5 protein-coding genes are annotated in these 13,250 nt (G+C 73.1%); 4 read left to right on the forward strand and 1 reads right to left on the reverse strand.

All coding sequences use genetic code 11. The features are described 5' to 3' along the window. The first annotated feature begins 26 nt into the window (after positions 1–26). From rhaD to NFX44_RS29035, 4 genes are all read left to right on the forward strand, one after another. Positions 27–2,039 carry a bifunctional rhamnulose-1-phosphate aldolase/short-chain dehydrogenase gene (rhaD, locus tag NFX44_RS29020; RefSeq protein WP_262286786.1) on the forward strand — a complete coding sequence of 671 codons (2,013 nt, stop codon included), beginning with the start codon at positions 27–29 and terminating at the stop codon, positions 2,037–2,039. Beyond that, positions 2,036–2,911, forward strand: coding sequence for a sugar phosphate isomerase/epimerase (locus NFX44_RS29025; protein ID WP_262286787.1), 876 nt, complete (start codon positions 2,036–2,038; stop codon positions 2,909–2,911). Before rhaD ends, NFX44_RS29025 begins: the two co-directional genes overlap by 4 nt. A 585-nt stretch (positions 2,912–3,496) precedes the next feature. Then, entirely contained in the window at positions 3,497–8,143 is a 4,647-nt protein-coding gene (locus NFX44_RS29030) for a family 78 glycoside hydrolase catalytic domain (RefSeq protein WP_262286788.1), read from the forward strand. 31 nt (positions 8,144–8,174) lie between these two features. After that, positions 8,175–12,026: a glycoside hydrolase family 78 protein gene (locus tag NFX44_RS29035; RefSeq protein ID WP_262286789.1), complete on the forward strand. Its 3,852-nt coding sequence runs from the start codon at positions 8,175–8,177 to the stop codon at positions 12,024–12,026. Between the two features lie 107 nt (positions 12,027–12,133). Here NFX44_RS29035 and NFX44_RS29040 read toward each other — a convergent pair whose 3' ends face one another. Then, positions 12,134–13,153 carry a LacI family DNA-binding transcriptional regulator gene (locus NFX44_RS29040; RefSeq protein WP_262286790.1) on the reverse strand — a complete coding sequence of 340 codons (1,020 nt, stop codon included), beginning with the start codon at positions 13,151–13,153 and terminating at the stop codon, positions 12,134–12,136. Between the last annotated feature and the right edge of the window lie 97 nt (positions 13,154–13,250).

Genomic DNA, 13,250 nt, shown 5'->3' on the forward strand with positions numbered 1-13,250 from the left:
CCGGTGTGTCCGCCGAGGTGACCGCCATGCTCGACAGGGCGAACCAACTCGGAGCGGACCCGACGGTGACCAACTACGGCGGTGGGAACTCGTCGTGCAAGGCTGAGGTCGTACACCCGGCGACCGGCGAGACCACGACCCTGCTCTACGTCAAGGGATCCGGCGGCGACCTCGGGACCCTGCGCTACCCCGGGCTCGCCGTGCTCGAACTCGACCGACTGCGCCGCCTGGACGACCGGTACCAGGGGGTCGAGCACGAGGACGACATGGTCGACCTCTTCACCTTCTGCTCCTTCGGCCCGGGCGGGGCCGCACCGTCTATCGACACCCCGATGCACGGCCTGGTCGAGGCCACGCATGTCGACCACCTGCACCCGGACAGCGTCATCGCCCTCGCCGCGGCGGCCGACGGCGAGCGGCTCGTGCAGGAGTGCTACGGCGACCGGGTGCGCTGGGTGCCGTGGATCCGGCCGGGCTGGGAACTCGGAAAGATGATCGCGGAGATCGTCCGGACCCAGCCGCAGGCCGAGGGCGTGGTCCTCGGCGGACACGGACTGACCACCTGGGGGGCGACCAGCCAGCAGTGCGAGGAGCGGGCGCTGCGGCTCATCCGCGAGGCCGCCGAATTCATCGAGCGCACCGGCAAGACCGAGCCGTTCGGCGCCGCACGCGCCGCACGCGCCCCGCTGCCCGAGGCGGATCGCCGGGCGCGGGCCGCGCAACTCGCGCCGATCCTGCGCGGCATCGCGGGCACCGACAGCCGCGTCGTCGGCCACTTCCGCGACGACGAGGTGGTACTGGACTTCCTCGGCCGCGAAGCGCTCGACCGGCTCGTGCCGCTCGGCACCTCCTGCCCGGACCACTTCCTGCGCACGAAGGTACGTCCGCTCCTGCTCGACACCGCCCCAAACGCGCCGCTAGAAGAGGTGGTGACGCGGCTGCGGGAGCTGCACGCGCAGTACCGCGAGGAGTACGCCGCCTACTATCACCGGCACGCCACCGCGGACAGCCCGCCGATGCGGGGCGCGGACCCGGCCATCGTGCTCGTCCCGGGCGTGGGCATGTTCTCCTTCGGCGGAGACAAGCAGACCGCCCGCATCGCCGGCGAGTTCTACGTCAACGCGATCAACGTGATGCGCGGAGCGGAGGCCGTGTCGACGTACGCCCCGGTCGACGAGAGCGAGAAGTTCCGGGTCGAGTACTGGGAACTCGAGGAACGTAAGCTGCGCCGCCGGCCGAAGCCCAAGGCGCTCGCCGGCCAGGTCGCCCTGGTCACCGGCGGCGCGTCCGGGATCGGGCGCGCCACCTGCACGGCGCTGGCCGCCCAGGGCGCCTGCGTCGTGATCGCCGACCTCGACCACGAGGGGGCCCGGCAGTTCGCCAAGGAACTCGGCGGCCCGGACGTCGCCAGCGCCGTCCGCGTCGACGTGTCCGACGAAGCGTCGGTGCGGGAGGCGATCGAGGCCGCCTGCCTCTCCTTCGGCGGCCTGGACATCGTGGTGAACAACGCCGGCTTGTCCCGCTCGGCGCCGCTGGAGGACACCAGCACCGAGACGTGGGACCTGCAGTTCGACGTGATGGCCCGCGGTTCGTTCCTCGTCTCACGGGAGGCCGCGCGGGTGCTGCGCGCCCAGGGCCACGGCGGGGACATCGTTTACATCGCCAGCAAGAACGCCGTCTTCGCCGGTCCCGCCAACATCGCCTACTCGTCGGCGAAGGCCGCGCAGGCCCACCAGGTACGTCTCTTGGCGGCCGAACTCGGCCCCGACGGGGTACGGGTCAACGGCATCAACCCGGACGGCGTCGTGCGCGGGTCGGGGATCTTCGCCGGCGGCTGGGGCGCCCAGCGCGCCGCGGTCTACGGCGTCCCCGAGGAGAAGCTCGGCGAGTACTACGCGCAGCGGACCCTGCTCAAGCAGGAGGTGCTGCCGGAACACGTCGCCGCCGCGGTCGTCGCTCTCGTCGACGATTCCCTGCCCCTGACCACCGGTCTGCTCGTCCCCGTGGACGGCGGCGTTCCCCAGGCGTTCCTGCGATGAGCGTCCGCAACCCGCTCGGCATCCACGCCGCCGTCTTCGTCGGCGGCTGGAGCCCCGAGGAACGCCGCAGCGCCGCCGCGCGGGCCCGTCGGGCCGGCTACGACATGCTGGAGATCCCCGCGCTGGACCCCGCGGCCGTCGACATCGCCGACACCCGCGCCGTGCTGGATGAGCACGGGCTGGCCGGGGTCTGCTCGCTGGGCCTCGACTTCGACGCGGACATCTCCAGCCCCGATCCCCAGATCGCCGCCCGGGGCGAGGCGCGGTTGCTGGCGGCCCTCGACGTGGCGGCCGGCCTTGGCGGCGGATTCATGGGCGGCGTGATCTACAGCGCGCTCGGCAAGTACGGCCGGCCGATGGACCCGCGCGGGCGTGACTCGATGGTGGCCATCCTGCGCCGGCTGGCCGCGCGGGCCTCCGACCTGGGCGTGACGCTCGGCTTGGAGGCGGTGAACCGTTACGAGTCGAATGTCATCAACACCTGTGCGCAGGCGGTCCAGGTGATCAAGGACGTCGGGGCGGGCAATGTCGTGGTCCATCTCGACGTCTATCACGCCAACATCGAGGAGAACTCGATCGCCCAGGCGGTCGCCGACTGCGGCGACCACCTGGGGTACGTCCACGTGGGCGAGTCGCACCGGGGCTACCTGGGCACCGGGTCGGCCGACCTCGACGGGCTCTTTCAGGCCCTGCGGCAGGTCGGCTACGGCGGCACCGTGACGTTTGAGTCGTTCTCCCGGGCGGTGGTCTCCGCCGACCTGTCCGACCGGTTGGGCGTTTGGCGGGACCTGTGGGAGGACGCCGACGACCTCGCCGCCCACGCGCACGCGTACATGTCGGCCCGGATCGGGCGGGCCGACCCGGCGGGCTGAGACCGGCGACCGCCGGGCGCGGCCCTGACCCGTACCGGCTCACCGTCCCCGGCAAGGTCCAGATCGACAGCGTCCGGATCATCCGCTGACGCTCCGCCGAGTCGTCCTGGGGAGGCGAAAGCGCCCGCTGGTGACCGACCCGGTCACCAGCGGGCGCGCTGGTCGAGGGAGTGGCGCGACGCCGCACCCCGTCTCGAGCGCCCCGCTAGCCGGCGCCGACCTTCGTGTCCGGATCCGGCCACGAAGGATCTCTTCACCCGAGGAACATAAGCACGTAGCGTTCTGAATCGATTCACGACCCGCGCGGAGGCAGCCGTGACACCTCGGACTTCCGGAACCCAGCCGCTGCTGCCGCGCCGAAAGACAGTGGTCGCAGCGGCCGCGCGCCCCAACCCCAGCCCTGTGGTCCTGGCCAGGGCCTCCTTCGTCGGAACCCAGAACGGCCGCGCCGTGTTCGAGGCGGGCTCCCGCCGGTCCAGCGTCCAGCCGCTCGCCGACACCGCCGCCCAACCCCGCTGACCCCCGTCCCCTCGGGACACCCTGCGAAACCTCGGTGCGGGACCGCCGCACAGAAGGGTGAGGACCATGACGCTCACGACGCGGCGCCGACCGGTGCTCTCCGCGCTCCTCGCCCTGTTCCTCGGGCTGACGCCGACCGTGGTGACGGCGGCCCCGGCCGCCGCCGAACCATCGGCCCTCCAGCTCGCGGCGGTCGGCCTGACCACGGAACGGGCCACCGACCCGATCGGACTCGACGTGGCCAAGCCCCGTCTGGGCTGGCGGATCGAGTCCGCCGCCCGGGGCGTGCTCCAGGAGTCCTACCAGGTACGGGTCGCCACCAGCCAGGCCCGCCTCGACGACGCCGACGTCTGGGACAGCGGCCGCGTCACCTCCCAGCAGAGCACCCTCGTCCCGTACGCCGGCCCGGCGCTGCAACCCCGCACCCGCTACGTCTGGCAGGTCCGGGTCTGGGACACCACGGGCCGTACCTCTGGCTGGAGCGCCCCCGCCTCGTGGGAGACCGGTCTCGGCGGCGCCGACGGCTGGCGCGCCGACTGGATCGGGCTGCCGCCCCCCACCGAGTCCTGGACCGACTACACCGTGCAGACCACCGTGCGCCTGGAACGCGACGCGGCCGGGATCTACCTGCGTGCCCACGGCCCGACCAACGCCTACATGTGGCAGTTCTCGATCACGGGCGGGACCGCGAAGCTGCGCCCGCACGCCCGGGTCAACGGGGCGTGGAGCGTGCTCAAGGAGGTGCCCCTCGACGCGGTGGTGCCGGCCGACAAGCTGACCGCCCCGCACACCCTGCGCATCACCGCCGCCGGCGACACCATCACCACCTGGGTCGACGGCACCCAGGTCGACGTCACCCGCGACACCCGGCACCAGGGCGGCTCGGTCGGCCTGCGCACCGACGGAGCCGAGACCGGCGTCTTCTCCGACTTCTCCGTCACCCGCGGCACCGACACCCTCTTCACCGCCCTGCTCACCGATGGCCAGAACCCGTTCGGAGGCGGCACCCCCACGGCCGGCGGGCTGCGGGTCACCGGCACCACCGAGGCGATGCTCACCGCGCTGGACGCGAACCCGCTGCTGCGTCGCGGCTTCCGCGTCGACGGGGAGATCGCCCGCGCCCGCATCTACGCCACCGCGCTCGGCGTCTACCGGCTCTCGCTCAACGGCCAACGGGTCGGCGACCAGGAGTTGGCGCCCGGCTGGACCGACTACAGCAAGCGAGTGCAGTACCAGACGTACGACGTGACCCGCCAGCTCCGCCAGGGCGACAACGCGCTCGGCGCCCTGCTCGGCGACGGCTGGTACTCCGGCACCATCGCCTCCTTCGGCACCGACCACTACGGCTCCCGGCCCCACCTCGGCGCGCAACTGATCGTCGAGTACACCGACGGGCGCACCGAGACGATCCGCAGCGACGGCTCCTGGCGCGCCACGCCCGGGCCGTTCCTGCAGAGCGACCTGATCCACGGCGAGACGTACGACGCGCGCCGGCTGCCCGTCGGCTGGGACACCCCGGGCTTCGACGACGCCGGCTGGTCGCCGGCCACCGTGGACGACCCCGCCGCCACCGGCCCGGTCGTCGCTCAGGCCGACCCGCCCGTGCGGGTGGTGCAGGAGTTGCCGGCCCGGACGCTGACCCAGCCCACCCCCGGCACCTGGATCTTCGACCTCGGCCAGAACATGGTCGGCAAGGTTCGGCTGACGGTCGACGGCCCCGCCGGCACCACGGTCCGCATTCGGCACGCGGAGGTACTGAACCCCGACGGCACCGCGTACACCGCGAACCTCCGCTCGGCCCAGGCCACCGACCGCTACACCGTGCGCGGTGGCGGAGCCGAGGTCTACGAGCCGACGTTCACCTTCCACGGTTTCCGCTACGTCGAGCTGACCGGTTACCCGGGCACCCCCACCCTGGCCACGGTCACCGGCCTGGTCATGCACACCGACGGGGCGCTCACCAGCGAGTTTGAGACCTCCAACGCAATGGTGAACCAGCTGCACAGCAACATCACCTGGGGCCAGCGCGGCAACTTCCTGTCCATCCCCACCGACACCCCGGCTCGGGACGAGCGGCTCGGCTGGACCGGCGACATCAACGTCTTCGCCGAGACCGCGACGTTCAACATGGACAGCCTGACGTTCCTCACCAAGTGGCTGCAGGACCTGCGCGACGCGCAGTCGGCCAACGGGGCGTACCCGGACGTCGCCCCCCGCGCCTGCTGCGGCGACGGCGCGACCGGCTGGGGCGACGCCGGCATCACCGTCCCGTACACGCTGTGGCAACGCTACGGGGACACGCGGGTCATCGAGGAGCAATACGCGTCGATGGTGCGGTACGCGTCCTGGCTGCAGAGCACCAGCTCCGGCAACCGGCGCCCCAACGCCGGCCCGTACCTGGACTGGCTCAACCTCAACGACCCGACGCCCGCGGGGGTCATCGGCACCGCCTACTACGCCCACAGCATCCGGCTGCTGGGCGAGATGGCCGCCGCCATCGGCCGGGACGCCGACGCCGCCCGCTACGCGGCGCTGGCCACGGACATCGCCCAGGCCTTCGTCGGCACGTACGTCTCGGCCGACGGCACCGTCCAGGGGGACAGCCAGACCGGGTACGTGCTGGCCATCGGCATGAACCTGCTGCCGGCACCGCTGCGCGCGAAGGCCGCCGACAAGCTCGTCGCCAACGTCCGCCGGCACGACTGGCACCTGTCCACCGGCTTCCTCGGCACCCCCGACCTGCTGCCAGCTCTCAGCGACACCGGACACCTCGACGTCGCCTACCGGCTGCTGCTCAACGACACCTACCCGTCGTGGGGCTACGAGATCGCCAGGGGCGCCACCACCGTCTGGGAACGCTGGAACTCGATCATGCCGGACGGCAGCTTCGGCGACGTGTCGATGAACTCCTTCAACCACTACGCCTACGGTGCGGTGGGGGACTGGATGTACCAGACCGTCGCCGGCATCCAACCCGACTCCGCCAACCCCGGCTACAGCCACCTCACCTTCGCGCCCCAGCCGGGCGGCGGCCTCACCTCGGCGCGCGCGTCGTACCGGTCGGCGCAGGGCACGATCGGCAGCGACTGGAGCCTCGACGCCCGCGGCGACATGCAGCTTCGCCTCACCGTCCCGGCGAACACCACCGCGACCGTCCGCATCCCCACGCCCAGCCGGCACGCGGTCACCGAGGGCGGCCGACCGGCGGAGACGGCCGACAGCGTGCGGTTCGTCCGGATGGACGGCGACGTCGCCGTCTACGAGATCGGATCCGGCTCCTACTCCTTCGCCGTCGACCGGGTGCTCGGCGAGCTCGGCGACACCGCCGACGCGGTGCAGGCGCTCGCGACGCTGACCGACGACCTCGCGGACGACCTGGGCCAGCCGGTCGTCGCGCACCTGAACGCCCAGCTCGGGAAGCTCAGCGAGGAGACCGCCGCGGCGCGCACCGCGCACCTGGCCGGCGACGCCACCGACGCCGCCACCCGCGTGCACCGGGCCCTGGCCACCGCCGCCGACCTGGACCGCTGGCTGCGCACCCAGGTCAAGGCCGGTCGGGTCGCCGCAGCGAACGCCGAGCGATTCACCGCCCTGCTCACCCGGGTCGACCAGTTGCTCTCCGCCGCCTCGTCGGACCTGATCGGCGCGGTCGTCAAGCTCGACCTGCCGGTGGGTGAGCGGCTGCCCGGCGACGTCGTACCCGCGACCGTCGCGGTCACCAACGGCGGCACGAAGCCGCTGACCGGGGTGACCTCCACCCTGCGCGTACCCGAGGGCTGGACGGCGACGCCGGTCGGCGACCAGGCCACCTCCGTCGCCCCCGGCGCCACCGCGGCCCACCGCTACGACCTGCGCATCCCCGCCGGGCAGGCCCCGGCGACCGTCTCCGTCGACGGGTCCGCCAGCTATCGGCACGAGGGCGGCACCGCGACGCTGCCGGTCGCGGGCACGATCACCACCGCTCCGGCGGTGGTCGTCGTGTCGGCGTCCGCGACCCCCGCCGCCGTGGCGCCCGGCGCCACCAACACGGTCACCGCGCTGCTGCGCAACCGGGCCACGGTGCCGGTGTCCGGGCAGCTCACCACCACCGGCCCGGACGGCTGGCGGGCGGCGCCGGCCACCGCCGGGTACGACCTCGCCGCCGGCGCGGAGACCACCGTGTCGGCCGTCCTCACCGCACCGATCGCGGTGACCGAAGGGCCCGCGCAGGTCACCATCGCCACCGGCGTCACCGACGCGGAACGGCGCACCCTCGCCGTCTCGGTCCGGTTCACCAATCCGCCGCCGGACGCGTACGACCACGTCGACCTCGGCGACTCGGCATCCGAGCAGGCGCACCACCTGACCGCCTCGACCCACTCGGGCACCAACACCGAGGCCGGGCTGACCCGCCGCTACACCAACGTCAGCTACCCGGGCGGCTGGTTCGAGTTCGACCTCGCCGTGGCACCCGGTCAACCGTTCGTGCTGCGCGCCGTCGAGACGTACGACCAGGCACAGCTGAAGGACTACGAGATCGTCGTCGACGGCGTGGTGGCGCACGCCCGCTCCTGGCAGCGCACCGAGAGCGGCGCGGGCACCGTCAGCTACCAGTTCGTCGTCGACCTGCCTGACCAGACCCGCGACGGCGTGGTCCGGGTGCGCTTCCGCGACGCCGGGGACGGCTACGACCCATCCGTCGCCGACGTCTGGTCCGCGCCCCTGCCGTCCTGACCGCCCCACCACCATTGCAAGGAGCACGCCCATGGCGCAGACACCACCACCGGTTCCTGGACAGGGGACGGAACTCAGCCGCCGGTCACTGCTCGGCTGGGGCGTCGCCGGCGCGGGAGCCGTCGCGCTCGGCGCGACCACCGCCGCGCCGGCCGCCGCCGCCCCGCCTCCGGGCGCCGGCGCCGGGCCGCTCGCGGTCGGCCGTCCGCGCACCGAGTACGCCGACCACCCGCTTGGCACCGACGTCGCGCAGCCCCGCTTCTCCTGGACCGGCACCGCCCCCGGCCACGGCGCCACCCAGAGCGCGTACCAGGTGCTCGTGGCCACCAGCCCGGACCGGCTCACCTCGGACACGGCCGATGTCTGGGACTCGGGCCGGGTGGTCTCGCCTCGCTCCGTCGGCGTGGCCTACGACGGGCCGAGGCTGGCCCCGCGCACCCGCTACCACTGGACCGTCCGGCTGTGGGACGGTGCCGGCCGGGAGAGCGGGTGGAGTACCCCCACCTGGTTCGAGACGGGCCTGCTCGACGAGGGCTTCGGCGCGGCCCGCTGGGTCGGTGCCAAGCCCGACGTGGCGGACGCCCCGCTGGACGTCGCCGGCGCCTCGTGGATCTGGTCCCCGGGGGCCACCGCGAGCAACGCCCCCGTCGGTGCCCGCTGGTTCCGCGGCCGGCTGGCGGTTCCCGCCGGGGTCGAGATCGCGGTCGCGTACCTCGTCGTCACCGCGGACGACGACTTCGCCGCCTACCTCGACGGGCGACAGGTGCTACACGCCCCACAGGAGAGCGACGGTTGGCAGAAGGCGAAACTGGCCGAGGTCACCGAACTGGCCCGCGCCGCCGCCGGCCGTACGCTCACCCTGGCGGCGGTGGCCGTCAACCGGCCCGGGGCCACGGTCAACCCGGCCGGCCTGCTCGCCAAGCTGGTCGTGGTCACCTCCACCGGCGAGCGGCTCGTGCTGGTGACCGACGGCTCCTGGCGCAGCAGCGACACCGAGCAGCCCGGCTGGCAGGAGGCCGGCTACGACGACGCCGGCTGGGCCGGGGTGGCGGTGCTCGCCCCCTACGGGCAGGGACCATGGAGCAGCAACGTCACGGTGCCGCAGCCGCACGCCCTGGATTTGGCCGGTGCGTCGTGGGTCTGGGGTCCGGGCGCGACGGTGAACAACGCTCCCGCCGGCCCGCGCTGGTTCCGGGGCAGGCTGGCCCTGCCCGCCGGGCTCGACGTCACCTCCGCCCGGCTGATCATGAGCGCCGACGACGACTTCACCGTCTACCTTGCCGGCCAGCTCACCCTCTCCGCGCCCCAGCAGACCGACGGCTGGCGCACCGGCCGGGTCGCGGACGTCACCGAACTGGCCCGGGGCGCCGTCGGCGGCGACCTGGTGCTGGCCGTGATCGCCACCAACCGGCCCGGCCCGTCAGTCAACCCGGGCGGCCTCATCGCGAAACTCGTCGTCCGGACCGCCGACAGCCAGGAGTTGGTGCTGGTCACCGCCGCCGGCTGGCGGACCACCGGCACCCTCGAGTCCGGGTGGGAGCAGCCGGGACACGATGACGGCGGCTGGTCGCCCGTGGTGGTGCTCGCCCCGTACGGGCAGGGGCCGTGGGGCAGCGGCATCGAACCGCCGGTGCAGGAGCGGCCCGCACCGGTGCTGCGCCGCGCGTTCCGGCTGACCAAACCGGTGGCCCGGGCCCGGCTGTACGCCAGCGGCCTCGCCTACCAGGTGCTGCACCTGAACGGAAAGCGGGTCGGAGACGCGGTGCTGGACCCCGGGTTCACCGACTACGCCGACACCGTGCTTTACGCGACCCACGACGTCACGGATCTGCTCACCGAGGGGCAGAACGTCCTCGGCGGGGAACTGGGCCGCGGCTTCTACGGCATGATCACCCGCAACGTGTGGCGCTGGCAGCAGCCGCCGTGGCACGGGGAGCCCCGGCTGCTCGCCCGCCTCGTCGTCGACCACCCCGACGGGTCGCGTACCGAGATCGTCAGCGACGACGCCTGGCGGGTCAGCGACGGCCCCACCCTCTCCAACTCCCTCTACGAGGGAGAGACCTACGACGCCCGGCGGGAGCCGGCGGGCTGGTCAACGGCCGGTTTCGACGACTCCGAATGGGACAAGGCGAGCGTCCTGGAGGCCCCGGCCGGCACCGTGCGCGCGCAGGAGCACGAACCCATCCGGGTGGTCGAGTCCGTCGCCCCGGTCAGGCTCACCTCGCCGACCGGCGGCGTCTGGGTGGCCGACTTCGGCCGGACCACCGCCGGCTGGGTCCGGCTGAACGTCACCGCCCCCGCCGGCACCACGATCCGCATCCTGTACGGCGAGAAGCTGCGCGCCGACGGCACCGTCGAGGCAGCCAACGGCAACGTGCTGACCGCCCGATTCCAGCAGGACGAGTACGTCGCCCGGGGCGGCGGCGAGGAGGTGTGGGAGCCCCGCTTCTCCTACAAGGGCTTCCGGTACGTCCAACTCGACGGACTGCCCGGCGCGGCCACCACCGGCACCGTCACCATGCAGGTGGTGCACTCCGACGTCCGCGACGTCGGCGAGTTCCACTGCAGCGAACCGCTGTTCGAGCAGTTCGAGCGGATGATGCGCCGCACAGTGCGCAACAACCTGCACGGCATCCCCACCGACACCCCGATGTACGAGAAGAACGGCTGGACCGGCGACGCGCAGGTGGCCGCGCCCACCATGGCGGGCCTGCTCGACCTGTCCCGGTTCTTCACCAAGTGGCTTGGCGACCTGCGCGACAGCCAGGTCTCCTCGGGGCAGGTGCCGGTGATCGTGCCCAGCGGAGGCTGGGGCTACCAGGAGCTGGCCCCGGCGCCGGAGTGGACGACCGTCTACCCGTTCCTACTGCGCGAGATGCACCGGTGGTACGGCGACGACCGGCTGCTGCGGCAGCACTGGGAGCCGGTGAACGACTACCTGGAGTGGGAGCTGGGCCGGCTGCGCGACGGGTTGGCGGTGACGGCACTCGGGGACTACCTGTCGCCGGGCACCGGCGGCAACCCGCCGGAGGACACCCGCCTGACCGCCACCGCCTACCTGTACCGGGCGCTGGTGGCCACGGCCGAGGTCGGCGAGCTGACCGGCCAGGACGCGCAGGCCGCCCGGTTCCGGACGGCGGCGGCCGGGCTGCGGGACCGGCTCAACGAGACCTTCCTGGACCGGGCGCGCGGGCTGTACCGCACCGCCCGGGACCCCGGCTACCGGCAGACCTCGAACGCGGTGCCGCTGGCATTCGGACTGGTGCCCGACGATCTGGTCGGCGCCGTGGTGGACAACCTGGTCGCCGACATCCGCGAGCGGGGCTGGCACCTCAACACCGGCTGCCTCGGCACCAGCGTCCTGCTGCCGGTGCTCACCGAGCGCGGCCACGCCGACGTGGCAGCCCGCGTGGCGCTGCAGCGGACGTATCCGAGCTGGGGCTACTGGGTGGACAACGGCGCCGACACGATGTGGGAGATGTGGCCCACGTCGACGCGCTCCCGGCAGCACTACTTCCATGGGACGGTTGTGCAGTGGCTCTACCAGCACGTGGCCGGCTTACGCCCGATCGCCGACGGCTGGGGGAGCATCGTTGTCCGCCCGGACGCCCGCGCCGAGCTGTCCGCCGCGTCGGCGGCGGTCGACACGGTCCGCGGCCGGGCGTCGTCGGCCTGGCGACTCCAGGAGGGTGCGTTCGAGCTGACCGTGCAGGTGCCGGTCGGCGCCACCGCCGAGGTGCACGTACCGGCGGCGCGCGCCGAGGATGTCGAGGCGTCGCCCGGCGGGCTGGTGACCGCCCGGCGGATGGCGGACGGCTACCTGGTGCACACGGTGGGCTCCGGTACCTGGCGGTTCGTGAGCAGTTCCGCGCCGACCGCCTGAAGCACATCGACGGCGCCGGCCACGCGAGGAGCGCGGCCGGCGCCGCAGTGCGGGAGCGCCGACGACGCCGGGACCGCGATCCGCGCCATCGTGGGCGCGCTCGTGGGTCAGCGGCGGGGCTGGTCGCTCGATTGGCGTACGACCAGCTCCGGCTGGAACACCACGTGCCGGTGCCGATGTGTCTCGCCCGAGGATGCCTCCTCCAGCAGCAGTTGGGCCGCGGTACGGCCGAGCTGCTCGCGGGGCTGACGCACCGAGGACAGCGGCACCGCCGCCGCACCGGCGAACTCGATGTCGTCGTAGCCGACGATGGCCACGTCGGCGGGCACCCGCAGACCGCGCGCGGTCATCTCCTGCAGCACGCCGAGCGCGATCAGATCGTTGGCGCAGAAGACGGCGGTGGGTCGCTGCAGGGCGGGCAGGGCCAGCAGGTCCTCGGCGGCGTGCCGTCCGGCGGCCACGGTGAGGCTGGTGGTGGTTGCGACCCGCAGTTCGGCGTCGCTGTGGTCCTCGAGCGCGGCCGCGGCCCCGGCGTGCCGGTCGGCGACCTGGGCGATGGAGAACGGGCCGCCAACGTATGCGATGCGGCGGTGGGCCCGCTCTAGCAGGTGGTCCATGGCCAGCCGCCCGCCGCGCACGTCATCAACGGCCACCGAACAGCGGCTGGCCTGACCCGTGCCCCGGTCGACGAGCACCACCGGGATGTCGCGGTCGATGAGCATGTCCAGGTGGGGTTGGGACCCGTGGCCGACCGGGGTGATGAGCACCCCCCGTACCCGCTGCTCCTGCAGCAGGTCCAGGTGCCGGCGTTCCCGGGCGCTGTCTTCGCCGCTGTTGCAGACGACGAGCATGGCACCGGCGTCCTCGACCACCTGCTCGGCGCCGCGCACCAGGTCGGTGAAGAAGGGGTTGGCCACGTCCAGCACGACGATGGCGACGGTGCGGCTGTGGCCGGCGCGCAGCTGGCGAGCGGAGTCGTTGCGGACGTAGCCGAGTTCGGTGATGGCATCGAGTACCCGCTGCCGGGTCGCGGGGGCAACCGTGTCGGGCCGGTTGAGCACGTTGCTGACGGTACCGAGGGAGACGCCGGCGTGCCGGGCTACCTGCTTGATGTTCGCCGTTGCCATAGCTCCCCTCGACCGCTCGGGCTGGGTTGCGGGCCCGCCGCCGGTGCGGGCGCAGTGTCCGCAGCTGTACGGGCACCGGCCGGAACCGGTTCGACCG

Origin of the sequence: Micromonospora sp. MA102 (assembly GCF_025460765.1) — a bacterium.
Taxonomy (GTDB): domain Bacteria; phylum Actinomycetota; class Actinomycetes; order Mycobacteriales; family Micromonosporaceae; genus Micromonospora; species Micromonospora halotolerans.

Bases quoted from the DNA above. Each gene is read 5' to 3' on its own strand.
- NFX44_RS29035 (WP_262286789.1), top strand. From the start codon at position 8,175: ATGGCGCAGACACCACCACCGGTTCCTGGACAGGGGACGGAACTCAGC.
- NFX44_RS29030 (WP_262286788.1), top strand. From the start codon at position 3,497: ATGACGCTCACGACGCGGCGCCGACCGGTGCTCTCCGCGCTCCTCGCC.
- NFX44_RS29040 (WP_262286790.1), bottom strand. From the start codon at position 13,153: ATGGCAACGGCGAACATCAAGCAGGTAGCCCGGCACGCCGGCGTCTCC.
- rhaD (WP_262286786.1), top strand. From the start codon at position 27: ATGCTCGACAGGGCGAACCAACTCGGAGCGGACCCGACGGTGACCAAC.
- NFX44_RS29025 (WP_262286787.1), top strand. From the start codon at position 2,036: ATGAGCGTCCGCAACCCGCTCGGCATCCACGCCGCCGTCTTCGTCGGC.